Here is a 26,464-nt window from a genome sequence, read left to right as displayed (position 1 = left end):
TCCCGGGGAAGGGGGGTGGGCGTTCCCCCCCCCCCCCCCCCCCCCCGGGCGCACAGTCAAAGCCCGTTTCCACATCGACAGTTGAGGTCGCCGACAGACCGCGTGGCCCATTGTGGGAGTAGGTGCCGCCGAGCATGATGCGCTCGCTCTGGTCCGTGGAACCGTACTGACCGTCATACTTCTTGCCGCCCACGGTGAGCGAGGTGAGTTGGCTGTCATCCAACCACCTCTCGCTGGTGCGGGTGCCCTCCGGTGTGGACGGGCCAGCCGTCTCGTTGGCCTTCCGCGTCGTAGGTCCAGCTGGTGGAGGAAGCCTTCTTAGCGGTGATCTGCTAGGCGTCGTTGATGGTGTAGGTGGTGCCGTCCGGACGTCCACGGCGGAGTTGCGATAGCCAGCTGGCGGCTCGTACTGCTCCGTCTGTGCCACTGGTCGCTAGCGGTCACTGAGTGAGTGAGGCTCCCGAGTTGCTGAGTTGAGATATCAAGCGCCTCTCTCAACGGCCCAGGCACCTGGCGCGGTGTGGACGCCCGCCCCGCTACCGTTCAGTGGCCACTGAAACGCTCAGTTCATGCGATGCGGTCCGGAGCCACTGGCAGTCGACGGCGCACCTGTAATCCCCCCCCCCAGCACGTCGCACTAGCCGCCGGCGTGCTGGCATAAGCCCCCGTTGTCATAACGACGCGGCGAGCCCGGCAACTGCCTGATCCTCGCCCGGCTGTTCTAATCTCCTTCCATGACCTCGGACGAGACAGCGGGTACGTCTTCTGATGCGAGCACAGTCTCAGAAACCGCCTCTGCGGTGATCCTGCCCGGACGCCGCCGCGGCTTCGAGGCGCGGCTCGAGCAAAGCACGCTGATTCTGAAGACACCGGCCTGCAACAGGCGCATACCGATCGCTGGCATCGAACGGATAGAGACGCCTGGGTCCGACAACCGTAGTTTTGTCGTCGTACTTACCGCGCCGCAGACGATCCGTCCGACGTCTTGGACGGTGCACGGTCACAGCGCCCCGGCGGTGCGGGCCTTCATCGATGCACTCCAGCGGAAACTGCCCGTCCGGGACTCGGCCGAACCCAGAGCCGACGGCACCTTGCTGGTGACCGAGACACCGGTCGCGAAACCGCCCACAGACCGCCGCCGGACCGCCTCACGCGTCGCCGTGACCCTCTACCTGCTGGCGGCCGCAACGATGCTGACTGACTGCCGGTGTCCTCGGCGCGTACGAGTGGTATGTCGCGTTGGTGTACTGGTTGTTCGCTTCCGTCGCGATACCACTGCGCCACTTCGTGTACGGGGGCTGGGATTTCACATGGGAGACGTGGCGGTTGCGCAACCACGGCGCCCTCGTGGAAGGCCGGCGGCTGTACGCCGGTGCCTATGAGTTCACCGACCTGGAGGGCCGGGCGCGTCGGCTCACGGGTACGTCCGAGCGTGCGGAGCAAGTAGAGATCCTGGACGACCCGGAAGGCAGGGCGGAGGCACAGGTCGGCCGCGGCACCACCGGCACACTGATCTTCGCCGTCTTCGTTTTCCTCATCAGTCTCGCCATGACCACGGCCCTGACAGTCCTCACCCTGGCAGGTCCGCTCGGCGCCTCGCACTTCATTTCTCTCAGCCTGTAATGAGAAATAACGGAAGTTCCAACGGCGGTATAGAAGATGACCATGGTGACCCACTGGATCGGCATGCGCGACAGGTCGAGTGCAGCAGCAGGGCAGATCAGCGGGGCTCCCGTGCCACGGGTTGAGACGTGGAACGCCTCGCCCAACGGCACGGGAGCCCCTTCTGCTGAGGGGGTCTCTGCCTGCCCCGTCTGCAGGACCGCCGAACGCTGTGATGCCAGGACCGGCATGTCGACGCGCGCGCTCATGCGGAAGTACGGCGACGGCTGAACCTGGCGCGGGTGCCCGCGCGGAGCAATCGTGGTCGACCTACTCCTGGACTGAAAATCATAGGCTCGCAGCTACAGCTGTCATCCCTTCACCGGCTTCGATCACGGTGGTCACCGTGCACTTCCAGGCACCGGGAAAGAAACCGGGTCTAAGAGCCCAGTCCAAATACCCATGCCCACCCGAGCCAAAGGTTGCCGTCACGAGCAGGTGGCTGTTGGCCCAGACCCATCCTCCTGGCCCTAACGGTGCGAAGTGGCTCCAGATTTTCGGTTCTGGGCTGGCCCCACGTCCGTGTGGACTGATGGGCCATAAGAGAGAATGCTGCGCATGACGACTTGAAGAGCACCGGCCGGGCGACAGCACTGGATCAAGGTGGCGACCTGGGACACAGTCAGGGACGGTAATGGCCGAGTCTGTGCTGTCTGCAGGACGGAAGTCCGCTCCTACCAGTTCCGTCTCCGCCCGCCCGAGTCCTCGATGTTTGAGCGGTGCGTCGGCTTGGCATGGTGCTCCGGGTGCCGGATCTACTCCGGTGCGATGGTCCAGATTCCCCGAACACGTGACGTCGTCGACGCACTAGGGTCCCTGCCTGAGGACGAATCTGCTCGACTGCGTCGCAGCGAGGCGAAACTGGTCGACTATCTCGATCGCCAAGGTCACCAGCGGCCGTGAACCAAAGCAGGTCGGAGTCGGCGGCGACCACGGCCTCCCACTCCTGCTCAAGTTGTTTGGGGCGTGCGTCACGAAGGTGAGTAGTGGGATGTGGCGTTGCTGACGTCTGCCCCAATCCGGTGCCGTCGTTGGTTCGGCCGCGACAAGAAGGGGGAGCCGACAGCGTAGGAGACGAACATGAACGCAGCGCGAGTGGTTGTAGTCGTTGTTGTGGGTTTAGGTTTGTGGGTGCTGTGGAGGCGGCACAGGTATCCGGGTGGTGAAACCTTGAGCGAACCTTGGATGTCCAGGTCCGGGACACTGGATCGCGTAGCCGGCTGACACTTGTACCGCGAGATTCGGCCCCATTCAAGGTTTAGCCAAGGTGAGGGTCAAAAGCCGCCGCATGGTGATCTTGAAGCGCCGGAAAGGGTGGAGCGTGTGCGGCACTCCGTCAGTTCCCCTGAGCTGGCCCTGCTTCTCGCATAGCTGCGATGAACGGACATGTGGCGCTGGCGGATGCTCTGGGTTGGCTCTGGTGCGAGAGTCGGCGGTACGGCGGAGGCGGTGGCGATAGCCGATTGCTCCAGTTCAAGATCGGCTTGTCGCACCTTCACTCATGGCTGCCCATCAGGCCGGTGCCGCAGTTGATGCCGAATTTACTGCGGCGGGGTGTTCCGGCCGCCGGTGCGAGGTGTACGCCTTAACTGCGGCAGTAATCGCCCCAGGACACAGGTCAGCCGACGGCCGGTACAACCCACTCTGAGGCAGGCGCGGCCTCCAGCCGGTCCAACCCTTCGTAGAGGCCGCGGGACCGACGGGCGCGGTTCTGAACGCAGTACACGCCGCCCTCCAGCGTCGCGGGCAGCCAGGTTTCCGCCTCGCGCAGGGCGACGTCGGATAGTGCCCCGGGGGCCGCTGCCCTCCGGGAGCTGGGCGGCGGCCGCGGCGGACGTCGGAGGCAACAGCGCGGGCATGGCCGGTGAGCAGCAGGACAGGGTACGCAATCACGAGAGGGACGGCCCCAGGGAGGAGGGCCGACCCCTCCCCGTTGCCGAGCTGCGCACGCATCCCGGACAGCAATCTGGCGGCCTCCGCTTCGGCTGTGACAACGGCCTGATCGCCCCTCAGTCTTCGCGCTCACCTGCTGCGAAGCCCCGTGTCGGCGTACGGCTGACGTACACAGCTACGTACGGATGGACGTGCACAGCAATGCGTGCGTACGTGCACTGCCTCAATCCGAGTGAGGGTGCACGGCTTGTTTCACATGCCCTGACCGTGGTGATCCACCAGGGCCGCGAGGAGTCGGGTCAACTGCTCTCGCTCCGACGGGGTCAGTGGCGCAAGCATTTCGTTTTCCACCTCAGCAAGCAGCTTGTCCAGCTTCGGAAGTTGCCGTCGCCCCTGCTCGGTGAGGGCGACGACGTTCTGCCGACGATCGGCGGGGTTGGGCGAGCGTTCCACCAGTCCGCGATCGGTCAGCTCGTTGATCACCGCGACCATGTCGCTGCGGTAGATCCCAGTGCGGCGGCTCAGCTCCGCCTGGCTTGCGGATCCGAACTCGGCCAGCGTGGCGAGCACCGCGTAATGCCATTTGCGGGCGCCGACGCGCGCCAACTCCTCGTTCACCAGGCGATCCGACTGGATCGCGGCCAGCGACAGAAGCCGGGTCCCGAGATTCTGCAACCGCGCGGCAGTGTGCTGGTCGGTCGAACGCGCTGCATCTGGCGGGCTGTTGCTCATGCCATGACCCTACCGTTGCGTTAGTCTCACTAACAAACTACCGGGAAGTTAGTGGGACGAATGATTGAGAGGGTGTCATGCCGACGACGCACGTGCTGGACTCGACGATGTTCCACGAGGAGGCCGGCGACGGCATCCCCTTTGTCTTTCTGCACGGCAACCCGAGCTCGTCCCACCTGTGGCGCAAAGTGCTGCCCGCAGTCGACCTGCCCGCCCGATTGCTCGCCCCCGACCTGATCGGCATGGGCCTCTCCGGCAAGCCCGACGTGCCGTACCGATTCGCCGACCACGCTCGCAACCTGGACGACTGGTTCGACCAGCTGGATCTGCACGAGGTGGTACTTGTCGGTCATGACTGGGGCGGGGCACTTGCCTTCGACTGGGCGGCCCGCCACCCTGACCGGATCCGCGGAATCGCCTTCTTCGAGACCATCGTGCGGCCGATGTCCTGGAGCGAACTGGGGGATGGACCACGCTCGCGCGCCCAAGCCATACGGGGGCCGCAGGGTGAAGAGCTGGTGCTGGCCCAGAACTTCTTCCTGGAGTCGGCCTTCACCGGCGGGGTGCTGAGCCCCGTGAGCGAGGAGGACATGCGCGCCTACCGGGCGCCCTACCCGACTCAGGAAAGCCGTCGCCCAATGTTGGAATGGGCGCGCTCGCTACCACTGGACGGGGAGCCCGCCGATGTCGCCGAACGGGTCGAGAGCTACGGCAAATGGCTGGCGGACAGCGGCGAGGTCCCCAAGCTGCTGCTCACCTTCGACTCTTCGCCGACCCTGCTGATCGGTAAAGAGATGGCCGATTGGTGCACGACGAACATCACCGCACTCGAAACCCGGCACTGCGGCCCAGCCGGACACCACGCACCCGAGGACCAACCCCAGGTCATCGCCGACACGATCAGTGCATGGGCTCGGCGGCAGGCTCTGACCGACCACTGGAAACGCTGATCACCTTCGTCACCGAACACCAACCCCTCGCGACACCGAGCCCCCGGGCACCTGAACACCGAGAAGACGGCGACGAACGCCAGCAACGCGACTACCGCGCGCCCGCAGCGGGGAACGGGCGCGGGCCACCACGCTCATCCACTACATCAAGCCGCCCACCACGCAGAACAGCACGGCAGCAGGACGGGCTGCATCCAACGCGCGACGTCGTCGCGGGGCAGCAGCTGCCTGGTGAGACAGCCGGCCTGGGCCACCACACCAGGTGCACCGGCACCCCGATGGCCATCACCACGCACATCAAGATCTGCAGGCCCGAGCGGGCGGTCAACCTGAGGCTGCACGTACCGCTTTGCGGATACCGCTTGGTGGTCCGGTCAAGGGCTGTGCTGCTCGGGCCTGTGTCCTCAGCATGGCACAGAGCGCGGATTACCGGTGGTGCAGGACCTCGGTCAACTCCTGGTGCCAGTCGGAGCACTGGAGAGTCGTCGTCGAAAGGATTCCGGGCCCAGTGCCACCACGTCGTCGGTGATCTGGAAGGTGAGCCGATAGGCCATGACCTGGACGGCGAGCTCCATCCACCCCTGCGTGTCGCGGGGGGGGGCGGCACCGGCCCGAGCACAGTCACGAACCACATGGGCACCAGGGCACGGTCGCGAACCGCCTCCGCCAGATGGCTGCGCAGGGTCAGCACGAGTTCCTGTTCGGCCCCTGCGCCGGCGGCGATGGTGTCCGCGGTCGCATCCTGCTGGGCCGCGTCCGCATCCAGGGCGATCTGGCTTCGCCAGGCGCGCGGGCGGTGGAGGCGAGGACCCCGGCAGCCTTGATCGCGGCGCTGCGCTGCTGATCCCGTTCGGTGACGTTCTGGCTGTAGTGCTTGATCTGAGTGCGGCGGTGGAGGCGCAGGTGCTCGGTGAGCAGGACGGTCCGGGCTTGGCGGACTTGCAGGGCGGTGTGGGCCATTGCGCGCTGTTCAGCGGTGGCGCTATCGAGGTCGGCCGGTGGTGCGCCGTCGGCGAGGCGCAAGTGGGCCTCCAACGGCTGAAGGCACCCGGCCAGTTGCTGAATGGTCTTCTCGAAGTCCTTGATGTGGCTGCGCACCTCGGTGTCGAGGTCGCCGAGGTCGCTCTCCAAGCCGCTGAGGTGCTTTCGAGACCGCCGACCTGGTTGTCCAGGTTGCGGATCTTGGGCCGTAATGGTCGTAGCTCCTGCCCGCCGTTCCTTTCCACTTGAGGAGGGGGCCTCGCTCAGTGCCAACGAGGTGACGATCCACACGAGGACGAGGAACCAGGCGGGGTCACGCTCAGGCTGATGCGGGCGGCCAGTGCACCCGCAAGGTGCACGCCGATGCACGCCTTGCAGCGGAGCAGGTGGTCCACGATCGCAACCGGCTGGAGGGTTCCGGGCGGAACGGCGATGAGGTGCGGGAGCAGCAGGAGTAGCCACCACCGGCTGTGGTCCAGCACGATAAGGGACAGGGCGAGCACGCTCTGGCCGCGCTAGGATCAGTGCACGATGCGCTCGGAGAGCTGTCGGTCCGGTCCGGCGAAGCCGTCGCGGAGAGGTCCTCCAGCCGGGCATGGTGATCCGGGACGCCGACGGCCGCAGCCGCATCTCAGCAGAAGATGCCGCCCTCGCCCTGGTCGACGAGGTGGAACTGCCCAGCTTCGTCCAACGCCGCTTCACTGTCGGCTACTGACACGCCGCTGCCGCGGCCGGTGCAGTGGAGGCGCCCCCCTGCGGTGGTTGGGGCTGGTATTCCTCCGGCCTCGGGCGCGCGATGGGGGTGGGGGCGGTGCGGCGTGTGGTCGCCTGTGCGTGCCGGCAGTTGGCCGCCACCACCCGGTGGGTGCAGTGGTGCGGCGGGCGGGCCCACTGCTACGAGGCCTCCTGCCCCTCCCCTGGTGATGTGCCGCGGTAGAACGCGGGTAACCGACCGGCAGCAGCCGCGGCGAACGGAGCCTGGCCTGCGACCGACGGAGGAGGTCAGGCTGTGGAGCACCTGTACTTAGCCGCCGACAACCCCACGCCGTTCTGGCCCGCTGGGGTAATCATGCTCGTCGTCATCACGCTCATCTCCGGGTCGATCGGAGTCTGGCGGACCCGCAGGATGCAGAAGGGCAAGAGGTACTGAAGGCCTGACCCCAGGGGTTGGAGAACTGAGGCCGGTCGGGAATCGGCTTTGACCGGTGGTCGGGCTGCCTGCGGGTGCCGTTCCCGCTGCGTCGGCGGACGCTGGCCCCGCGGAGTATCCCGTCGCTGTCACTGTCACTGTCGCTGTCGCGCTCGCCGAGAACGTCGCCCGTCTGCCCTCGGGCGAGGGGAGACGGTATGACGGTACGTACGCGGCATCAGGCATACCGCCTCAGATCCAGGGCAACAGCACACCAGACAGCTCGGCTCCCCCCCCTTCCGAGCTCGACGGCCCCGTCACCATCCCCCCGGTGGCGGGGCCGTCCACCCTTCACACCTCTGCCGAGAAGCACGGGCGGCGCCGTGTTCTGCCTCACAGGCGGGGGCGGCGGTGTGACGAGAGGCAGGCGCGCACCGTCTGGGAGGGCATGAACGACATGACCGATGAAGACATCGTCCGTGCGGTGCGCGGGATCGCCGCCATGGAGTCTTCCCGCGACGCGCTGGCCGACCGCGTCACAGCGCTGCGCACCGCCACGGCCGCCGAAGACCTGGCCGAACGCGACCGCTGCGGCAATGCCATGGCCGATGCCGACACCCGGATCCTGCTGGAGTCCATCGAGGTACTCGACCGACTCGGAATGGCGGCCGCGGCCATGGCCTGCACCCACGTGGCCCAGGAGGAAGGCATTCTGCCGTCCCACTGATCCTGCACGGTCGCTCTTCGCCCTCGCGGTTGCGCAGGTGCTGTCGGGCATACGCCTCGACGGCCTCCCGCTCGATACACACAGTCCGTTCGAATACGGGGCGAGATAGCGCGTCGTCGTGCCGTCGGCGGGGTGGGCGGAGATATGGGTGGTCAGAGAGGGACGGCCTCGTGGACCCGGTGGAGGTGGATGAGTACGTCGTAGGCCTTCTTGACGGCGAGGGTGGGGAGTGGGTCGTTCTTGAAGGACGAGCCGGCGTCGTACACGGGGCGTGGCGTGTCGAGCCAGTTGCGGGCCGCGGCAGGGAGTGTGCGCAGGTCGACGTAGTAGTCGCGGTGGTGGACCTGGTCGAGGGTGTGCTCCTGCATGTCGGGGGTGGCGGGTGGGACGGTGACCTTGTTCCACGGGCTGCCGAGGGTGGTGGCGGTGAGGAAGGACCCTCGGTTGAAGGTGAAGCCGAGGGCGATGTAGCGGCTGCCCAATGCGTTGCGCAGGTACACGCCCTGTGTGGTGGGGTACATCACCGGGTCGGTAGAGAGGTAGCCCACGTGCCCGTTGTGTGCCGACAGCAGCATCTTGTCGCCGGTGCGGCGGTGCCACCAGGCGGTGTTGGCGGCCATGGCCTGGTCGCGGAGGTGCTCCGCCGCGGAGACGGACTGCGGGTCGGAGAGGTCGAGTGAGGCGAACGCGAAGGTCTGGTGGATGTTACGGGCGTGCTGTTCCGCCCACTCATGGGCCTCCCCACCCGTCTTCCTGCCCGTGGCGACGAGGTCGAACGCCTGCTGGGCGGTGACGGCGTTGCGCTGCCGCTCGGCCAAGGGCCGACCAAGGTAGGTGAAGATGTCGTCGAGCGGCGGCAGTTGGGCGTACAGCACTTCGAGGCGGGCGAGGTCTCGCGGGCGGTTCACGCGGGCGTATGTAAGGACTCGTTCGAAGATCGCGCTGCCGAGCTTGGGTGCCCCGATGTCGTTGCCCATGAAGTGGACGCGGCGGCCTGGGTGGCGGTCGTTGTGTCTGCGCATCCAGGTGAGGAGGCTGACGAACTCCTCGCGCTCCCACGGGGAACCGGCCAGCGCTTCCTTGGCGACCTGCCGGGCGGTGCCGGGGCCTCCTTGCAGGTACTCGTCGATGCGCAGGCCGGCCGTCCAGCTCATCTCCAGGGCGAAGGTGGTGAAGCCCTTCTCTTTGACGAGATAGCGGAAGACCCGTTCCTTCATTGCGAAGAACTCGTGGGAACCGTGGGTGGCTTCTCCCAGACCGACGACCTCCGAGTCGTCGATCATCGCGCCCAGTGCGCGCAGGTCGGGGGTGCGTCCGTCTGGTTCCGTCGATCTCAGCGGGTGTGCGGCGCGCTGCAGCCCGCGGACCGCAGCGGCCTGGCTGTTCCTCGGTGCCGGGCCCCCGTGTGCACGATTTTCCGGTCTGATGGTGGGGGCTGCGTAGGCCGCCGGGGCCAGGAGGGCGGTGGCGGCGAGTCCGGTCGTCGCGGCCAGCAACTTCCGTCGGCCCATCACCTGCCGGTGCACGGTCATCCTGTTCTCTCCTCGCTTCGGTGATCCGCCGGGGGAGGCGGGCGCGGTGGAATGATCATGGCTCGGGTGGGGTGCGGGGCGCGCTGGTACTGTCCGCCCACCTGCCAGGGGGAATACCCCCGGGACGGCCCGGGCGCCTGGCCATGTCGCTGTGCGCTGCCGGTCGAACAGTCCGAATCCGAAGAAGGAGTTGTGGAGCCGACCGGATACGGGATGGGCGTTCTGCCCACCCACCACTCCCCCCTCCTACTGACGTGGGGCCGCTGGTCGCGCCGCCTTCGCGGTCCAGCGACTGGACGCGGTCAGCGGCCGTCGGCCGTCCGGAGCGTGCTGAACCACCGCACCACCTCCGCTGTTGCCCGCACGTTCGAGCCGAGGTGCCGTGACTTCTGGTGGTCGACGGCGCCGAGGTCGACGACCGACACCCGCGTTCCCCTCTTCTGGAAGTCGGCGGCGCAGTTGGCCGTGTTCCGGACGGTCGCCTGCTCATCGCCCTGCGCCATGTAGAGCCTTGTCGGGGCCTTGGGCTTCCAGTCCTTGCACACGCTGTCGGCCGCGCGCAGCCCGGCCGCGAGACCTCCCTTGGGGCGGGCCAGCAGCTCGCGTCCGTAGGGCGTCAGCAGTTCGTCCAGCGAGCGGGGCAGCGCACTGATCATCTGCGGCCCGGTGTGCATCCCGTCGAACAGATCCTCCACGTCGGGGTCGCGGAACACCTCGCCCGGGTTCTCGTACACATCGTGGACGCGGTCGAAGGCGACCAAGGTGTATGCGGCGTACGCCAGACTTGACCTCGGCTCCAGTTCGCCGTCGCCCGCGAGCAGCGCCGGTAGCTCCGCGCCTGCGAAGTCGTATGCCCCGCTGACAGGGGCGAGGGCGCCGAGTCTGAAGTGCCGGTCCTCGCCCGCCTGGAGGGCTCTGCCGAGCCCGAGAGCGGCCGACGCGCCCTGCGAGAAACCGGTGACCAGGACGTCGCGGTCCAGGGTGTGTCCGGTGCGGGGTGTGAACTGGCGGGCGGCACGGAGCAGGTCCAGGGAGGCCGAGGTCTCGGACGGCACGTCCATCCAGGGGTGCTTGCCGGAGCCGGTACCCATACCGACGTAGTCGGGTGCGACGGTGGCGAAGCCCGCGGAGGCGTACGCGATGGAGGGCCCGGACAGGAACACCTTCCGCTGCATCGAGGGTGCGTCGATACGGTGGACGCCGGTGCCGTGGGCGAAGGAGACGGTGGGCAGGCGCCCTTGGACTCCGCGCGGGACAGTGAACAGTCCGCTGGCCGTGGCGGGCCGGCCCTTCGCGTCGATGGTGCGGTAGACGAGGCGGTACGCGTCCACTCCGTGGCGGGCGGCGCCGGGATCGTACCCGGAGGAAGTGAGTTCGGCTGCGGAGTCCGCGGGCGACGTGAGGGTGTAGAGCAACTCGGCGGAGAGCAGGGTGCCGCGCGGGGAGGCGGTGTTGGACGAGGGCGCGGTGGACGCCCGTGATCCGGTGCCCGTGCCCGTGCCCGTATCCATGTCCGTGTCAGCGCCGGCGACGCCCGCCCCGGCAAGGATCGTGGCGGCGGCGACCGTGGCGGCGGTCGCGGTGACTCTACGGTGGCGGCGCGAAGTGCGGGTGGCGGGCATGGTGCGTTCTCCCTCATCAAGTCCGGGTGATCCGAAGCGAGTTCAGCTTCCACCGGGAGGGGCATCGGGGGCACTGGGGCCCACCCCCCAGGTGTGGGGAGGGCTAAGCCCCCCCGCGGCCGCTCCGGCGAGGCCGCCCAGATCATGCCTGGGATGAGCCACCGCAGGGTTCGCCCCATGTAGGTACGGCCGGGGCGGTACCGCGCGCGGCGCCCCCGGTCCAGGTCGGACCGGGGGCGCCGTTGGGTGGAGGGGCCTGCTAGCCGCAGGGGATGACGTAGCGGACGGGGTTCCAGTCGCCGTGGGCGTCCGAGCTGTACGCTCGCGGCGTCTTGTAGATCATGGTGCCGCTGGGGTTGTACATCCGGGCCCGCCGGCTCTCGACGTTGCGGGTCTGGTCGTTGACCCAGGAACCGCCCCTGCCCCAGGTGGACACGTAGTACTTCGTGTTGCACTGCCACATCTTGATGATGGTGCCCTGGAAGTTGTCCCTCTGGTAAGCGCAGAAGTTCCCGGACACCCCCGGAGCGTCCAGGCACGGGTCGGCTGCGATGCGCGTCCCGTTGCCCGAGGCGAAGTCGCGCGGGCGGGCCTCGCCCGGGAGGGCGACGAGCACCTCGCCCTTGCCCTTGAGGTCGATCTTGTTGAGCGCGACCTGGGTCCCGCCCATCTTCTTCAGGTAGCCGTCCACCTCTGCCTGCAGCGCCGTGGTCTGGGCACTGGTCAGGCGCCCGGACTCGGCCTGCTGGGCGAAGCGCGAGGCCGCCGGTGTTGCCGACCCCGCTTCGGCGATGCCCACGCCCGTGACGAGCATGAGCACTCCGCCTGCCGCCGCGATGGCGACGCGACCCTTCGTGACTGCCATGTCTTTTCCCCCTGCCTCTTCGCGGTTCTCCGCTGAAGTCGCCGCCCTTCGCGGCGCCCTCAGAAGATCCCATCGAGGGCAAGCCACGGCGTCCACCCAGGAGTTGAGCCGGGGTAAACCTTCGCGGTAAGCGCTACGGACGACGGAGGTTTCGGCCAACAGTGTTGTTCTGGACCGTCGTCGAAGCCTCGCTATGAGCTGGTGCGGGGCCGGGCGTGGAAAGGCCTGGGAGCGCTCGCCGTCCCTCATCACCCGGAACGCTCGCGGACGGATCCGCGCCCGTCGCCGGGTTCGACGTCTCAGGCCCTGACGCCGCCACGACCAGCCGACAACAAGCGCCGAGGGTGAGACTGGACCACGGGGACGCGCCTCGACCTCAGGAGTCCAGTCGTGAACCAAGTGAACTTCCGTGCCGTGTTGGGACGTTGTCCGACGAGCGTGGTCCTGATCACCGCTCCCGCGGTCGAACCCGGTGGCACGCCGTTCGGCATGGTCGTCGGCACGTTCACCTCCGTGTCGCTGGAGCCGCCGCTCGTCGGTTTCCTGCCCGCGCGGACCTCGACGACGTGGCCGCGCATCCGGGCATCCGGGCGGTTCTGCGCCAACGTGCTATCGGCCGGGCAAGTCGACGTGTGCCGAGCGTTCGTGCGCAAGGACCCCGATCGCTGGAGCCTGCCGTACGGACGGTCCCCGTCGGGCTGTCCCGTGCTGCCGCAGGCCGTCGCGTGGGTCGACTGCGCGTTGCGCTCGGAGACGGAGGCGGGTGACCACTGGTTCGTCATGGGAGCGGTGCTCGCGCTGGAGGCGGGTCCGAACGTCCCCCCTCTGGTGTTCGCGGGCGGGCGCTACCTGGCCGCCACGCCACCGTCCGTCACAGCCGCCGCCGGCGTTCGGTCGGGCCGCCCCTAGCCCTTTCCGGCACCGGATACCGGCACCGGATGCCCGCACCGCACCAGTCGAGCGCAGGGAACGCGCAAGGAGGCCGTCCACCCCACCACAAGGCCCGCTCGGCACAGTTGGCGTTGCTCGCGGAACCACGACTCTCCGGCTCCGCGCCCCCTGCGTGGCACCTACGCCGTGGGCGCGGTCTCGCATCGTTCTCACGCGGAGGAACCGCCATGTCCCGTGTCTCCACCGGCCCGAGCACCAACCCGACCACCGCTCACGCCCTGTTGCGCCGTCTCCACGACCACGGGGTGCGCACCGTGTTCGGCGTGGTCGGCCGTGAGGCCGCGTCGATCCTGTTCGACGAGGCGGACGGCATCGACTTCGTGCTGACCCGGCACGAGTTCACCGCGGGCGTCGCGGCGGACGTGCTGGCCCGCATCAGTGGCCGCCCGCAGGCGTGCTGGGCCACGCTGGGCCCCGGAATGACCAACCTGGCCACAGGGGTCGCCACGTCCGTCCTCGACCGGTCGCCGGTCATCGCGCTCGCCGCCCAGTCCGAGTCGCACGACATCTTTCCCAACGACACGCACCAGTGCCTCAACTCGGTGGCCGTCATGCGCCCGATGACCAAGTACGCGGCGGAGCTCCAACGCCCCGACGACATCACGGACCTGGTGGACTCGGCGATGGCCGCGGCGATGACCGAGCCGGTCGGACCCAGCTTCCTCTCGCTCCCGGTCGACCTCCTCGGCAGCGAGATCGTCACCTCACTGCCGCGCCCCGCGCCCAGGACCCCCGCCAAGCCCCTCGGCGCGGTGGAGGACGGCTGGCAGGAGGCCGCGGACAAGGCCGTCGAGCTGCTCCGGTCGGCGCGGCACCCCGTGCTGGTCGTCGGCGCCGCGGCCATCCGGTCCGGGGCAGTGCCCGCCATCCGCGCGCTGGCCGAGCGTCTGAACCTCCCCGTCATCACGACGTACATCGCCAAGGGCGTCCTGCCGCACGCACACGAACTGAACTACGGCGCGGTCACCGGCTACATGGACGGCATCCTGGACTTCCCCGCCCTGGAGACGCTGTTCGGCCCCGCGGACGTCGTCCTCACCCTCGGCTACGACTACGCCGAGGACCTGCGGCCCTCGATGTGGCGGCGCGGCGTGGAGAAGAGCACGGTCCGCGTGTCGCCCACCGCCAACCCGATTCCGCGCGTCTACCGCCCGGACGTCGACGTGGTCGCCGACGTGCTGGCCTTCGTGGAGCACGTCGACCGCCACACGGCCGGCCTGGCCGCGAAGACCGCGCACGACATCACCCCGCTGCGGGAGCGGATCGCCGAGTTCCTGGCCGATCCCCGGCACTACGACGACGGTCTGCGGGTGCACCAGGTCATGGACACCATGAACACGGTCATGGCGGAGACCGCCGAAGCGGGCGAGGGCACCATCGTCTCCGACATCGGCTTCTTCCGGCACTACGGAGTGCTCTTCGCCCGCGCCGATCAGCCCTTCGGCTTCCTCACCTCCGCCGGGTGCTCCAGTTTCGGCTACGGCATCCCGGCGGCGATCGGCGCACAGCTCGCCCGGCCCGGACAGCCGACCTTCCTCATCGCGGGCGACGGCGGCTTCCACTCCAACAGCGCCGACCTGGAGACCGTCGCACGGCTGAACCTGCCCATCGTCACGGTGGTCGTCAACAACAACACCAACGGGCTGATCGAGCTCTACCAGCACCTCGGCCACCACCGCTCCCACGATCCCGCGGTGCGGTTCACCGACGTCGACTTCACCGCGCTCGCCCGCGCCAACGGCGTCGAGGGCGTCCGGGCCACCAGCCGTGAGGAGCTCCTGGCCGCCCTGCGCAAGGGCGCGGGACTCGGCCGTCCGTTCCTGATCGAGGTGCCGGTGACGTACGACTTCCAGGCCGGCGGCTTCGGGGCCCTGAGCATCTGATGACCGGGCATCCCACGACGGCCCGGGACCTTCCCGCCGCCACCGGGTTCCTCGCCCACCTGGGCCCGGACGGCGGCGAGCCCCGCAAGCCGGTCTTCGCGTCCCGCGGCTCCCGGGCGACCTGGCGGGAACAGGGCGCCGACCGTGCTCTGCGCGCCGTCCTCCTGCACTCCGGGGCGCCGGACGGTGCCCACGCCCGCGGCCGGGGCGGGACCGTGGTGCTCGCCGGAGAGCTGTACAACCGCGACGAACTGGTGCGGCTGCTGCCCGCCGGCGCCCGGCCGGGCAGTGACGCCGGGCTCGTCCTCGGGTTGTTCGAGACGTACGACGTGCACGCCTTCCGGCTGCTCAACGGCCGGTTCGCCGCGCTGGTGGGGGCTCCCGGGCGGGCCGTGCTCGCCACGGACCACGCGGGGTCGGTGCCGCTCTACGCGTCCGCCGCCCCCGGCCGCGTACGGGCCGCGACGGAGGCGAAGGCACTGCGGGCAGCCGCTCCCGCGGGGCGGCCGCTCGCCGCCCGGCGGGTCCGCGGGCTGCCCGGCGTCCACCAGGTCCCGGCCGGGGCGGTCCTCGACGTCGAGGTGGCCACCGGCCGGTGCCGTACGCACCGCACGTGGATGCCACCGCCGGCGCGACGGATCCTGCGGGAGGAGGAAGCGGTCGAGGCGGTCCGCCGCGCCTTGGAGCACGCGGTGCGGGTCCGCATGAGCCGGTCGGCGCCCCTCGTCGTCCTGTCCGGCGGCATCGATTCCTCCTCCGTCGCGGCGCTGGCCGCCCGCCACGCGGCCGGGCCCGTCGAAACCGTCTCGATGGGCACCGACCGGGCGGACGAGTTCCCGCAGGCGCGCGTCGTCGCGCGGCACATCGGCTCGACGCACCGGGAGGTCGGCCTCACCACCGACGACCTGCTGCGCCGGCTTCCGCACACGGTGTGGGCGGCGGAGTGCCTCGAACCGGACGTCGTCGAGTACCTGCTGCCGCTGGTGGCCCTGTATCTGCGCCTGGACGACACTGGAGGGGCAGGGTGGCGGGGCGGCACGGGCCGGCGCGTCCTGACCGGCTACGGGGCGGACATCCCGCTCGGCGGCATGCACCGCGAGAGCCGACTCCCCGAGTTGGAGACGGCCGTCTGCCACGACATGGACACGTTCGACGGGCTCAACGAGATGACGCCCGTCCTCTCGGGGATCGCCGGCCACTGGTCCACCCACCCGTACTGGGACCGGGACGTCCTCGACACCCTGGTGCCGCTGGAGGCCGGCCTGAAGCGCCGCTACGGGCTGGACAAGTGGGTGCTCCGCGCGGCCATGGGCGACGTACTGCCGCACGAGGTCGTGGTCCGTCCCAAACTCGGCGTGCACGAGGGGTCGGGCACCACGTCGTCCTTCACCGCGCTCCTGACGGACGCCGGCGTCCCACCGGGCCGCGTGCGCGAAGCCAAGCGGCTGGTCGTCCGGAAGATCTTCGACCACGTCGTCGTCGACGGACGGCATCCGGACGAGGTGTCCACCGGCGCGGTGGTCGAACTGGTCGCCGACCGGCTGGGATCCGCCGCCCGCCCCGTCCCGCGATGACCGCCCGCCAGGACGCACCACAGAGGAGGGACCACACCGTGGAACGCGTCGACACCAGCATCTCCCCGCGCTACGCGCAGATCTCCACCTTCATGCGCCTTCCCTACGACCCCTCCCCCCGGGGCAGAGACGTCGTGGTCGTCGGCGCACCCTACGACGGCGGCACCAGCTACCGGCCCGGCGCCCGCTTCGGGCCACGAGCCGTGCGCGACGAGTCCGGACTCATCCACGGCGTGGGCATCGACCGCGGCCCCGGCACCTTCGACCTGATCGACTGCGTCGACGCCGGAGACATCGACCTGACCCCGTTCAACATGCTCCTCGCGATGGACACCGCCCAGCGGCGGCTGAGCGCCCTGCTCGACGACAACGCCGCCTTCCTCATGCTGGGCGGCGACCACTCCCTGACCCTCGCCGCACTGCGCGCCGTCGCGGCGCGGCACGGGCCGGTCGCCGTCCTCCACCTGGACGCGCACTCCGACACCAACCCCGCCTGCTACGGCGGCGAGTACCACCACGGCACGCCGTTCCGGCACGCCATCGAGGAGAAGCTCGTCGATCCGCGGCGCATGGTGCAGATCGGGATACGGGGACACAATCCGCGGCCGGACTCGCTGGACTACGCCCGGGGGCACGGCGTACGGATCGTCACCTCCGACACGTTCTGCGCGCTCGGCCCCGCGGCCGCCGGACGGGCGGCGCTGGACGTCATCGGTGACGCGCCGGTCTATGTGTCGGTGGACGTGGACGTCGTCGACCCCGCGTTCGCGCCGGGCACCGGCACCCCCGCCCCGGGCGGGCCCACCTCGCGGGAGGTGCTCGCCCTGCTGCGTCACGTCGGCGACCTGCGTCCGGTGGGCTGCGACGTCATGGAGGTCTCCCCGCCGTACGACCACGGCGGGATCACCGCTCTTCTCGCCGCCGAGATCGGCGCCGAGCTCCTGTACCAGTACGCCCGCGCGCACACCCGAGAAAGGAGTTCCTCATGACCGTGTCGCACTGCGCCGCACACTCCGCGGAGCTGCTCGCCCTGACCGCCCGGCTGCCCCGTGTCCCGCGCCGGGACCTGCACGGCTTCCTGGAGGCGGCGCACACGGCCGCCGCGGCGCTCCCCGCGCCCCTGGCGACGGCCCTGGACGAGTTCAACGCCGACGGCAACCTTGACGGTTACCTGCTGTTGCGCGGCCTGCCGGTGGAGGACGACGACGACCTGCCGCCGACCCCCACGAGCACGCCCGCGCCGGTGGACCGTCCGCTGCTGCGCATGGAGGCCATGCTGGCCGTCGTCGGCCGCAGGCTCGGCCTGCACACCGGCTACCGCGAGCTGCGCTCCGCCTCCGTGTACCACGACGTGTATCCCTCCCCCGGCGCCCACCACCTCTCCTCCGAGACCTCCGAGACCCTGCTGGAGTTCCACACGGAGATGGCCTATCACGTGCGGCAGCCGAACTACGTGCTGCTCGCCTGCTCCAGGGCGGACCACGAGCGCGAGGCGGCCACCCTCGTGGGGTCGGTCCGCAAGGCGCTGCCCCTGTTGCCGGATGACGTGCGCGCCCGCCTCTTCGACAGGCCCATGCCCTGCTGTGTCGATGTCGCCTTCCGTGGTGGCGTCGCGGATCCGGGCGCCATCGCCGACGTCAAGCCGCTGTACGGCGACCCGCTGGACCCCTTTCTCGGCTACGACCGGGAGTTGCTCGCCCCACGGGATCCGGCCGACGTCGCGGCCGTCGCCGTGCTCTCGAAGGCACTCGACGAGGTGCGCGAGGCGGTGCGGCTCGTCCCGGGTGACCTGCTGATCGTGGACAACTTCCGTACCACGCACGCCCGCACGCCTTTCGTACCGCGCTGGGACGGCAAGGACCGGTGGCTGCACCGGGTCTACATCCGGACCGACCGCGGCGGGCAGCTGTCCGGTGGCGAACGGGCCGGCGACATCGTGGACTTCGTGCCCCGCCACTGACCGACGGCGCACGCGTGGGCCGCCCCGACAGGCGGCCCATCGGCACGTCCGCCAGCACCCTGCCCCACTACTCTTATGCATAGCCAATCAGAAAGGGGCATGATTATGCACACCAGTACGACGGACGAGCCACGGGGCTTCGCTGTGCACACGGCACCGGTCGGGCTCGCGGACGACGGACGGGACGACTTCACCGTGCTGATGTCCACGGCGCCCGCGGTGGTGAGCGCGGTCTTCACCCGCTCCCGCTTCGCCGGACCCAGTGTGACTCTGAGCCGTGCGGCGGCCTCCGGCGGCTCCGCACGCGGAGTGGTCGTCCTCGCCCGCAACGCGAACGTCGCCACCGGCACGCAGGGCCTGGACAACGCCCGCGAGGTACGCGGCTCGACGGCGCGGGCGGTCGGCCTCGCCGAGCACGAACTCCTGATCGCTTCCACGGGTGTGATCGGCCGTCAATATCCGATGGGCGGCATCCGGGACCACATCAAGACCCTGTCCCCGCCCCTCCCCGAGGGAGGCTTCGACCGGGCGGCGCGGGCCATCATGACCACGGACACACGCCCCAAGACGGCCACCGCGCGGGTCGGCCGGGCCGTGCTCACCGGCATCGCCAAGGGCGTCGGCATGCTGGAGCCGGACATGGCCACACTGCTGACCTTCTTCGCCACCGACGCCCGGCTCGACCCCGCCGAACAGGACCGGATCTTCCGCAGGGTCATGGACCGGACCTTCAACGCCGTCAGCATCGACACGGACACCTCCACGAGCGACACGGCGGCGCTGTTCGCCAACGGTCTGGCCGGCCCGGTGAGCCCCACGGAGTTCGAGGCGGCCCTGCACGAGGTGGCGCTGAAACTCGTCAAGGACATCGCCAGGGACGGCGAAGGCGCGGGCAGGCTCATCGAGGTGCGGGTGCGCGGGGCGCGGGACGCCGCGCAGGCCAAGCGCGTGGGCAAGGCCGTCGTCAACTCTCCGCTGGTGAAGACCGCGGTGCACGGCGCCGACCCCAACTGGGGCCGGGTGGCCATGGCGATCGGCAAGTGCTCCGACGACACCGACATCGACCAGGACAAGGTCGTCATCAGCTTCGGTGACGTGGCCGTCTACCCACCCGGGCGGCAGGGCCTCGCCGGCCGGGACGAGGACGAGGTGCGCGCCGCCGTGGCCGAGCTGCTGCGCGCCGACGAGGTGGTCATCGGCATCGATCTCGCCATCGCCGACGGCGACTTCACCGTGTACGGCTGCGACCTCACGGAAGGGTACGTCCGGATCAACGCCGACTACTCGACGTGATCCACGGCTTCGGCGGCGGCCCGGATACCGGGCTAGGAGAAGAACAGCGGCTTGTTCGCGTAGTAGTCGACGATCGCTTCGCTCATGCTCGTCCGCGACGGGGGGTGGAAGACGACGGCCTGGGCGGCGGCCGCGAGGTAGGCGATCTTCGGGGAGGCGATGTAGGCCATGCCGCCCAGCATCTCCACCGCCCGGCCGACCACCTTGATGATGAGGTCCTGCACGGAGTACCGGGTGAACAGTGAGGCCGCGGCGCAGTCGTTGCCCAGGTCACCGTCCATGATCCGGCGGGCCACCCCTTCCACGAGCGACACGGCGGTCCCCATCAGGAGACACAGGTGCGCGTGCTCCGCCGCCGAGCCCCGCCCGGAGCGCAGCACCAGGTCGACCAGGGCGCCTGCGACACCGGTGTACGAGGCAGCGATGATCATCTGGAACCAGATCACGCCGGACTCGTTGAGCTCGTCCAGCTTCTCGGCGGCATTCCGCGGAGTCCGGAGAATGTGCTCCTTGCCGACAGCCACGTCGGTGAGGCGCACCTCGTCGCTCTCCGCGGCGACCAGCGGGAACGTGGACCAGAAGTCGTGGACGGAGATGCCGGGCGTCCCGGCGGGGAGCACCAGCAAGCCCATCTCGGGAGCGCCGTCGGCGCCGCGCAGCGCGACGCTCGCGGTGAGGAGGTCCATCGAACGCGAGAGGCTGCACGGCTTCTTGGAGCCGCTGACGAGGTAGCCGCCGGGTGTCTCCCGCGCCTCGACCGTCGGGCTGAGAATGCCGTGTCCTGACCGTCCCTCGGCGAATCCCGAGGCGATCAGCGAGCGGTTCTCCGCGATCACGTCGAGCACGGCTGTGCGGATGCTGGTGGTGCTCTCGTACAGCGGGCCGATGGCGAAGAGCATGCCGACGGAGAAGTGGTGCATCGCGGTGGCCACCGCCAGGGAGGGCGCGAGCGACGCCACCGCACGGACCACCCTGACGGCTTCGAGGGCGGAGGCGCCCACTCCTCCATGGGCGCGCGGCACCAGGAGGTTGGTACCGCCGTACTCCTTGAACAGCGGGATGGCGGGGCTTCCCGGGGACTCCAGTCGGTCGAACGGTACGTCGGCGAGGCGGCCGGCGAGGCCCGGCAGCAGCCGCTCGCAGGTGTCGAGGTCGAGGTCCAGGAATCGCATGGGTTTCGTGGTCCTTTCAGTTGTCGACCAACCGCATGAGGAAGGGTGGGTACCGTTCGCCGTGCACGGCCGCGGCGGGCAGGGCGGCCTCCATCGCGGCTCTCTCCTCGGCGGACAGGGGCAGGGACGCGGCCCTGATGTTCTCCTCCAGGTGGTCACGGCGGCTGGTTCCCGGTATGGGGACGACGTCGCCGCCCTGGTGGTGGAGCCAGGCCAGGGCGAGTTGTGCGAGGGAGACGTGGCGCTCGGCCGCCAGTGGCCGCAACGCGTCCAGGGCCGCCGCGTTGTCCTGGAGACGAGGTGCCTGGAACCGCGGCAGGCCGCGCCGGAAGTCCGTCGGCGGGCCGAGGTCCGCGACCGAGCCGATCCTGCCGGTCAGGAAGCCGCGGCCGAGGGGGCAGGACGCGATGACGCCGATGCCCAGTTCCCGGCAGACGGGCAGGACGTGCTCCTCGATGCCCCGGCTCCACAGCGACCACTCGCTCTGCACGGCGGTGACGGGGTGCACCGCGTGGGCCCGGCGGATCGTGTCGGCGGACACCTCCGACAGGCACAGATGGCGCACCTTGCCCTCGGAGACGAGCTCCGCCAGGGCGCCGACGGCCTCCTCGATCCGTTCTCCCGGGGCCGCCCAGTGTTTGACGTAGAAGTCGAGGTGGTCGACGCCGAGACGGCGCAGTGAGCTGTGGCAGCGCTGCCGGATGTAGGCCCGGTCGCCCCGCACCCCGAGGAACTCGCCCGCCCGGTCGCGTTCCAGGCCTACTTTCGTGGAGATCAGCACGCGGTCCCTGCGCCCCGCGACGGCCTTGCCGAGCAGCCTCTCCCCCTCGCCGAGCCCTTGCACGTCCGCGGTGTCCAGCAGCACGATCCCGCGGTCGATCGCATGCCGCACGGTGGCGACGGCCTCGGCGGGGTCCGCCCGCGCATAGAAGGACGTCATGCTCAGGCAGCCCAACCCCTGAGCGGGCACAGTCAGTTCGCCGAGTCGGCGGGTCGGAAGCGGTGCGCCGTCGGTCTCCATGACTGCCCCTCACCACGTGTCGATGTGCAGAACCTGTTCGAGCGGCTGCCGCGCGGCGGGCCTGAAGTCGGTGCCGAGCGAGAACGCCGTGGGGATCAGGGCCGCCTGGACGACTCCCTCGGGCAGACACAGGAGTTCGGCGATCTCCTTCTCGTACATCAGGTGGAGGGTGGTCCAGGCGGTCCCGAGTCCGCGTGCGCGGGCGGCGAGCATGTAGCTCCAGCCCGCCTGGATGATCGAGCCCCACATGCCGGCTTCGTTGTACTCGGGGGCCTGGGTGGCGTCGAGGCAGGGCAGGACGAGCACGGGTACGTCGCCCATCCGCTCGCCCAGGTGGGCGACGCTGTCACCCACGCGCCGCTGCACGGCGTGGCGCTCCGGGTCCTCCGGGAACAGGGAGCCGCACGCCCCCTCGGACCGCAGGTAGGTCCGCACCGCGCGCCGGTAGTACTCGCCGATGCCGGCCCGCTGCTCCGGGTCCGTCACGACGACCCAGTGCCAGGTCTGCCGGTTGCTTCCGGACGGGGCCTGCAAGGCGATGCGGACGCACTCCTCGACGAGTGGCAGCGGCACCGGGCGGGTCAGGTCGAGCCTCTTGCGTACGGAGCGGGTGGTCGTCAGGAGTTCGTCCGGTGTGAGGTTCAAGAGCGGCATGGGGGTCTCCTCGCGTTTCTCAGTGCCGGATGCGGCCGTCGGGCCCGACGCGTTCGAGGACCGCTCGCAGGGCGTCGGCCAATTCGTCCGCGGTGCCGTGGTCCATCACCAGGGGCGGATTGATCAGCAGGGCCCTGGGGTTGCCGCGCACGATGACGCCCTCGTCCTCCCGAAGCGCCTGGGCCACCGGTGCGGTGCCGGTGGGCAGTTGGGTACGCGCCGCCTTGTCCGCGACGAGCTCGACGCCCAGCATCAGACCGAGCTGGCGGATGTCCCCCACGACGGGAAGGTCTCGGAGCGGCGCCAGCCTGCCTGCCAGATAGCCGCCGATCTTCGTCGCGTTCTCCAGCAGGTCTTCCCGTTCGATGACGTCCAGGTTGGTCAGGGCGACCGCGCAGGCGGTGGGGTGCCCGGTGTAGGTGAAACCGATGGGGAATCCGGTGCCGCCGGTCACGGTGGCCGCCACCTCCTCGGTGACGAGGACGGCGCCGTGCGGGATGTAGCCGGAGGTGATGCCCTTCGCGGTGACCAGCAGGTCAGGCCGGACTCCGAAGGCTTCGGCGGCGAACCAGTTGCCGGTCCGCCCATAGGCCGTCACGACCTCGTCGAGGATCAGCAGAATGCCGTGGGAGCGCAGCAGCTCCGCGACGCGCGGCCAGTACTCCGGGGGCGGAACGACCGCGCCGCCGACGCTCATGACCGGCTCGCCGATCATCGCCGCTATCCGGTCCGGGCCGATCCGCTCGATGGTCTCCCGCAGTTCCCGCAGGCAGAACTCGGTGACGTCCTCACCGCCGTACGCATCGCGCTGGTACGGGTCGGGCGGCGTGAGGTGGTGCACGTGCGGCAGTACGGGGCCGAACCCCTGGTGGTACACGGGCAGCCCCGACACACTGCCGCTGCCGTAGGCGATGCCATGGTAGGCGGTCCTGCGCGACAGGATCCACGTGCGTTCGGGCTGCTCCCTGCGGTAGTGGAAGTAGCGTGCCATGCGGAGGGCTATCTCGTTGCCCTCCGCACCGCCGCTGGTGAAGAAGACACGTTCCAGGCCCGGGGGCGCGAGGTCGGTCAGCCGTACGGCCAGCTCGATCGCCTTGTCGTTGCTCATGGACTCCCAGAGGTGGAAGCACTCCAGCGCGGTCATCTGGGCGGTGGCCGCGTCCACGAGTTCGCGGCGCGCGTGGCCCACCTGCACCATTCCGAGCACCGCCGCGGCGTCCAGGTACCGCCTTCCCGAGCTGTCCGTGACGTGGCACCCCTGGCCCTCGACCATGACGGTCCGGTCCGTCCGGCCGTCGGGGAGGTTGGGGTGGATCAGCCGGTCGCGGTCGGCACGGGCCCAGCGGGCCGTACGGTCCGAACCGGAACGCGGTGTAGGTGCGGATGCGGGCATGACGTGGACTCCTTCGCAGTGGTCCTGACGACGGTCCTTGCAGCTGGTCGCTGAGGGCACTGGATCGCAGGCAGTCTCACAGCCGCCCGTTGTGCCCGGCTGGCGGCGAACGCGAGCGGAGCGTCAAGCGGTCCGCAAGGCGGGGGCGCCGGGCGACGGCGTGCCACGGTTCACGGGCCTCCGCTGCGGGCCTCTGAACCAAATGCGCGGAGCCTTCGTACCCATGAGAGGAGTGGGTGTGCTTCGGGCCGACGGGGGCCGAAGCTCAACAGGGGGAAGGACAAGCATGAGAAGGTCAGCCGAGGCTGGTCAGCTCTGCCATGGAACGACGCAGCGGACGCAGCGGACCCGGACACCTGTCACGGGCGCCGAATCCGCCGCCGTGATCTCCGCGTTCGGCAGACTGACCGTGCGGTTACCCGGGGGGCCGCTGGAGCTGGGGCCGCCACGTCGGCGTGCCGTGCTCGCACTGCTGCTCATCAACGCCGGGAAGGTCGTGTCGACGTCGTCCATGGTCCGCAGCATCTGGCAGGACGAGCCCCCTGACCAGGCCGTCGCCACGCTGCAGTCGTACGTGTCCCGTTTACGCGGATTGATCTCCACTCAGCCGCTCTTCGACGGGACTGCGCTGCGGTTGGCCTACCGCTCGCCGGGATACATCCTCGACGTGCTCCCGCGGCACGTGGACGTCATGCGGTTCGAGCAGATCGTCGAGCAGGGCCTCGCGGCGCAGCGCGGCGGTGAGCCCCTGGAGGCGTTCGCCCTGCTGTCGCGGGCGTTGCGCCTGTGGACCGCCCCGCCCTTCGAGGACCTCGCCGACTACGACTTCACGGACCGCGAGGCGGAGCGACTCGACCAGGTCCGGCTGACCGCGGTCGAGGCCCGCGCCGAAACGGCCTTCGCCCTCGACCGCAGCGCAGAAGTCCTGCCCGACCTGCGGAGCGAGGCGGCCCGCCATCCGATGCGTGAACGGCTGGTGCACCAGCTGATGCGCGCGCTGTACCGGAACGGCCAACAGGCGGACGCGCTGCGGCAGTTCGAGCACACACGGCGGTACCTGGCGGAGGAGCTGGGCGCGGACGTCAGCCCGGAGCTGCGCCAGGTGCACGAGGAGATCCTCCGGCACGATCCGTCGCTCGCCGCCACCCTCAGGACAACGGTGAGCCCGATCGTCGTCGCGCGCTCCGCCGAGCGCCGCGCGCCGACGGCACGGCCGGTCGCGGCGCCCGGTCGGCACGGCATGCCGGGCGGGGGCGCGAACGGTGCCCCTTCGGCGTTCATCGGGCGGCGGGACGACCTGCGCCGGTTGCTGGCGGCCGGGGAGGCGGTCCGCCACCGTCAGGGCGGGCACGCTCTGCTGGTGGTCGGTGAGGCCGGCGGGGGCAAGACGCGCCTCGTGCAGGAGTTCGGCCGGCTGTGCCGGCAAGGCGGTACCGATGTGGTCACCGTCCACTGTCCGCAGCGGAAGGACACGCCTCCTTACTGGCCGTGGTCCCAGGCCCTGCGCCGCGCGGCGGCCGGCCGACCCGGCCCGGTGGCGGCGTTGCCCGGCAGTACGCGGCGGGTCCTGGCGTCGCTCGTGCCCGAGCTGGTTCCCGACCTCGTCGCGGAGGAGCGTCCACGGCCGACCGGAGCGGGCCGGTTCGAGTTCCACGACGCCTTGAGCCAGGCCCTGACGGGGCTGGCGCACCGTCCGCTGGCGCTGGTCGTCGAGGACTTCCACTGGGCCGACGCCGCCTCGCTCTCCCTCCTGCCCTTTCTCGCCCGGCAGGCAGCCGAATTCCGGCTCCTGCTGGTGGTCACCTCGCGCAGCTTCCGCATCGCCGACGACCCCGACTTCCGCGCGGCTCGGGCTGCCGTGCTGCAGCTGCTTCATACGGAGGAGATACGCCTGCGCGCACTCCCGCACCGCGACACCCGGCGGATCATCACCGCCAGGCGCGGCCCCGACGTCCCCCCGGAGCTCTGCGCCGCGCTCCACGAACGCTCCGGTGGCAACCCCTACTTCCTGCTCGGCCTGATGGAAGCGCTTCCGGACGGGGCCACGGCCGAGGAGGTGAGGACACTGGTGCCCGCCGTGCTCCGCGAGGTGATCATGGAACGGCTTTCCGACCTTCCTGCGGACGTCCTCGCGGCACTCATCGCATGCGCCGCCCCCGACCTGGACGGCGACCGCGGTGCCGCGCCGGCGCAGACAGACGCGGCGTCCGGCACACGCGTGCCACCGGAAGCCACCCGCCGAGCGATCCGCGGCGGCCTGCTGCTGCTCGACGAAAGGACCCCGCGGCGGGTCGAGTTCGTCCATCCGCTCGTACGCGACATAGTGCGCCAGGAACTGACCCCCGGGAAGCGCCGCCCGCCTCGGCGTCTTGCCCGTCCCCATTAGGGGGGTTGGTTGCGGGCGGCAGGCACGGGACGGTTGGGTCCGGTCCGCGGCAGCGTCGCCCGCAAGGTGTCGCCCTCATTCGAA

The 26,464-nt window shown here is 69.9% G+C and carries 21 protein-coding genes; 11 read left to right on the top strand and 10 right to left on the bottom strand.

The features are described from left to right. The first annotated feature begins 1,251 nt into the window (after window positions 1–1,251). Window positions 1,252–1,623, top strand: coding sequence for a hypothetical protein (locus ACZ56E_RS37990; protein ID WP_471221524.1), 372 nt, complete (start codon window positions 1,252–1,254; stop codon window positions 1,621–1,623). Window positions 1,624–1,950: 327 nt separating this feature from the next. On the opposite strand, the gene ACZ56E_RS37985 is transcribed toward ACZ56E_RS37990, so the two are convergent. Both ACZ56E_RS37985 and ACZ56E_RS37980 read right to left on the bottom strand, forming a co-directional pair. Beyond that, window positions 1,951–2,256: a DUF6228 family protein gene (locus ACZ56E_RS37985; RefSeq protein ID WP_471221522.1), complete on the bottom strand. Its 306-nt coding sequence runs from the start codon at window positions 2,254–2,256 to the stop codon at window positions 1,951–1,953. A 1,551-nt stretch (window positions 2,257–3,807) separates the two neighbouring features. Further along, entirely contained in the window at window positions 3,808–4,287 is a 480-nt protein-coding gene (locus tag ACZ56E_RS37980; protein ID WP_471221520.1) for a MarR family winged helix-turn-helix transcriptional regulator, read from the bottom strand. A 77-nt stretch (window positions 4,288–4,364) separates the two neighbouring features. On the opposite strand from ACZ56E_RS37980, the gene ACZ56E_RS37975 reads away from it, so the two are divergent. After that, window positions 4,365–5,237 carry a haloalkane dehalogenase gene (locus ACZ56E_RS37975; protein ID WP_471221519.1) on the top strand — a complete coding sequence of 291 codons (873 nt, stop codon included), beginning with the start codon at window positions 4,365–4,367 and terminating at the stop codon, window positions 5,235–5,237. 684 nt (window positions 5,238–5,921) lie between these two features. Here the strand turns inward: ACZ56E_RS37975 and ACZ56E_RS37970 are convergent. Continuing rightward, window positions 5,922–6,368 (bottom strand): hypothetical protein, encoded by a 447-nt coding sequence (locus ACZ56E_RS37970; protein WP_471221517.1) that lies wholly within the window; start codon window positions 6,366–6,368, stop codon window positions 5,922–5,924. An 859-nt stretch (window positions 6,369–7,227) separates the two neighbouring features. On the opposite strand from ACZ56E_RS37970, the gene ACZ56E_RS37965 reads away from it, so the two are divergent. Beyond that, entirely contained in the window at window positions 7,228–7,368 is a 141-nt protein-coding gene (locus ACZ56E_RS37965; protein WP_471221515.1) for a hypothetical protein, read from the top strand. A 427-nt stretch (window positions 7,369–7,795) separates the two neighbouring features. Continuing rightward, complete coding sequence (locus ACZ56E_RS37960; protein WP_471221513.1) at window positions 7,796–8,074, top strand: hypothetical protein; 279 nt, start codon at window positions 7,796–7,798, stop codon at window positions 8,072–8,074. A gap of 152 nt (window positions 8,075–8,226) precedes the next feature. On the opposite strand, the gene ACZ56E_RS37955 is transcribed toward ACZ56E_RS37960, so the two are convergent. The 3 genes from ACZ56E_RS37955 to ACZ56E_RS37945 form a co-directional block, all read right to left on the bottom strand. Beyond that, window positions 8,227–9,606 (bottom strand): erythromycin esterase family protein, encoded by a 1,380-nt coding sequence (locus ACZ56E_RS37955; protein ID WP_471221511.1) that lies wholly within the window; start codon window positions 9,604–9,606, stop codon window positions 8,227–8,229. A gap of 302 nt (window positions 9,607–9,908) precedes the next feature. After that, window positions 9,909–11,228, bottom strand: coding sequence for an alpha/beta hydrolase family protein (locus ACZ56E_RS37950; RefSeq protein WP_471221508.1), 1,320 nt, complete (start codon window positions 11,226–11,228; stop codon window positions 9,909–9,911). A 259-nt stretch (window positions 11,229–11,487) separates the two neighbouring features. Next, window positions 11,488–12,093, bottom strand: a complete 606-nt coding sequence (locus ACZ56E_RS37945) for a peptidase inhibitor family I36 protein (protein ID WP_471221506.1) — start codon at window positions 12,091–12,093, stop codon at window positions 11,488–11,490. Between the two features lie 390 nt (window positions 12,094–12,483). Between ACZ56E_RS37945 and ACZ56E_RS37940 the strand changes: the two genes are divergently transcribed. The 6 genes from ACZ56E_RS37940 (at window position 12,484) to argJ (ending at window position 19,754) form a co-directional block, all read left to right on the top strand. After that, window positions 12,484–13,002: a flavin reductase family protein gene (locus tag ACZ56E_RS37940; protein WP_471221504.1), complete on the top strand. Its 519-nt coding sequence runs from the start codon at window positions 12,484–12,486 to the stop codon at window positions 13,000–13,002. Window positions 13,003–13,211: 209 nt separating this feature from the next. Continuing rightward, complete coding sequence (locus ACZ56E_RS37935) at window positions 13,212–14,927, top strand: thiamine pyrophosphate-binding protein (RefSeq protein WP_471221503.1); 1,716 nt, start codon at window positions 13,212–13,214, stop codon at window positions 14,925–14,927. Continuing rightward, a complete protein-coding gene (locus ACZ56E_RS37930) occupies window positions 14,927–16,501 on the top strand; it encodes an asparagine synthase-related protein (RefSeq protein WP_471221501.1) in 1,575 nt (524 codons plus the stop codon). The genes ACZ56E_RS37935 and ACZ56E_RS37930 overlap by 1 nt, the downstream gene beginning before the upstream one ends. 38 nt (window positions 16,502–16,539) lie before the next feature. Continuing rightward, complete coding sequence (speB, locus tag ACZ56E_RS37925) at window positions 16,540–17,490, top strand: agmatinase (RefSeq protein WP_471221499.1); 951 nt, start codon at window positions 16,540–16,542, stop codon at window positions 17,488–17,490. After that, window positions 17,487–18,461 carry a clavaminate synthase Cs1 gene (gene cs1 / locus ACZ56E_RS37920; protein WP_471221497.1) on the top strand — a complete coding sequence of 325 codons (975 nt, stop codon included), beginning with the start codon at window positions 17,487–17,489 and terminating at the stop codon, window positions 18,459–18,461. Before speB ends, cs1 begins: the two co-directional genes overlap by 4 nt. A 105-nt stretch (window positions 18,462–18,566) precedes the next feature. Continuing rightward, window positions 18,567–19,754, top strand: a complete 1,188-nt coding sequence (argJ, locus tag ACZ56E_RS37915; protein WP_471221495.1) for a bifunctional glutamate N-acetyltransferase/amino-acid acetyltransferase ArgJ — start codon at window positions 18,567–18,569, stop codon at window positions 19,752–19,754. A gap of 32 nt (window positions 19,755–19,786) precedes the next feature. On the opposite strand, the gene ACZ56E_RS37910 is transcribed toward argJ, so the two are convergent. The 4 genes from ACZ56E_RS37910 to ACZ56E_RS37895 are packed head-to-tail and all read right to left on the bottom strand — an operon-like array spanning window position 19,787 to window position 23,994. After that, on the bottom strand, window positions 19,787–20,926 hold the full coding sequence (locus ACZ56E_RS37910) for an acyl-CoA dehydrogenase (RefSeq protein WP_471221493.1): 1,140 nt from the start codon (window positions 20,924–20,926) through the stop codon (window positions 19,787–19,789). Window positions 20,927–20,942: 16 nt separating this feature from the next. Next, entirely contained in the window at window positions 20,943–21,947 is a 1,005-nt protein-coding gene (locus tag ACZ56E_RS37905) for an aldo/keto reductase (RefSeq protein ID WP_471221491.1), read from the bottom strand. 9 nt (window positions 21,948–21,956) lie between these two features. Beyond that, a complete protein-coding gene (locus ACZ56E_RS37900) occupies window positions 21,957–22,601 on the bottom strand; it encodes a nitroreductase family protein (RefSeq protein WP_471221489.1) in 645 nt (214 codons plus the stop codon). 19 nt (window positions 22,602–22,620) lie between these two features. Then, on the bottom strand, window positions 22,621–23,994 hold the full coding sequence (locus tag ACZ56E_RS37895; RefSeq protein WP_471221487.1) for an aminotransferase family protein: 1,374 nt from the start codon (window positions 23,992–23,994) through the stop codon (window positions 22,621–22,623). A 409-nt stretch (window positions 23,995–24,403) separates the two neighbouring features. Between ACZ56E_RS37895 and ACZ56E_RS37890 the strand changes: the two genes are divergently transcribed. Beyond that, complete coding sequence (locus tag ACZ56E_RS37890) at window positions 24,404–26,380, top strand: BTAD domain-containing putative transcriptional regulator (protein WP_471221485.1); 1,977 nt, start codon at window positions 24,404–24,406, stop codon at window positions 26,378–26,380. Window positions 26,381–26,464: the final 84 nt, after the last annotated feature.

It is taken from the genome of Streptomyces sp. NPDC039480 (assembly GCF_055597165.1).
Note: the sequence above shows the minus strand (reverse complement) of the source record. Positions and strands in the feature narration are given on the sequence as shown.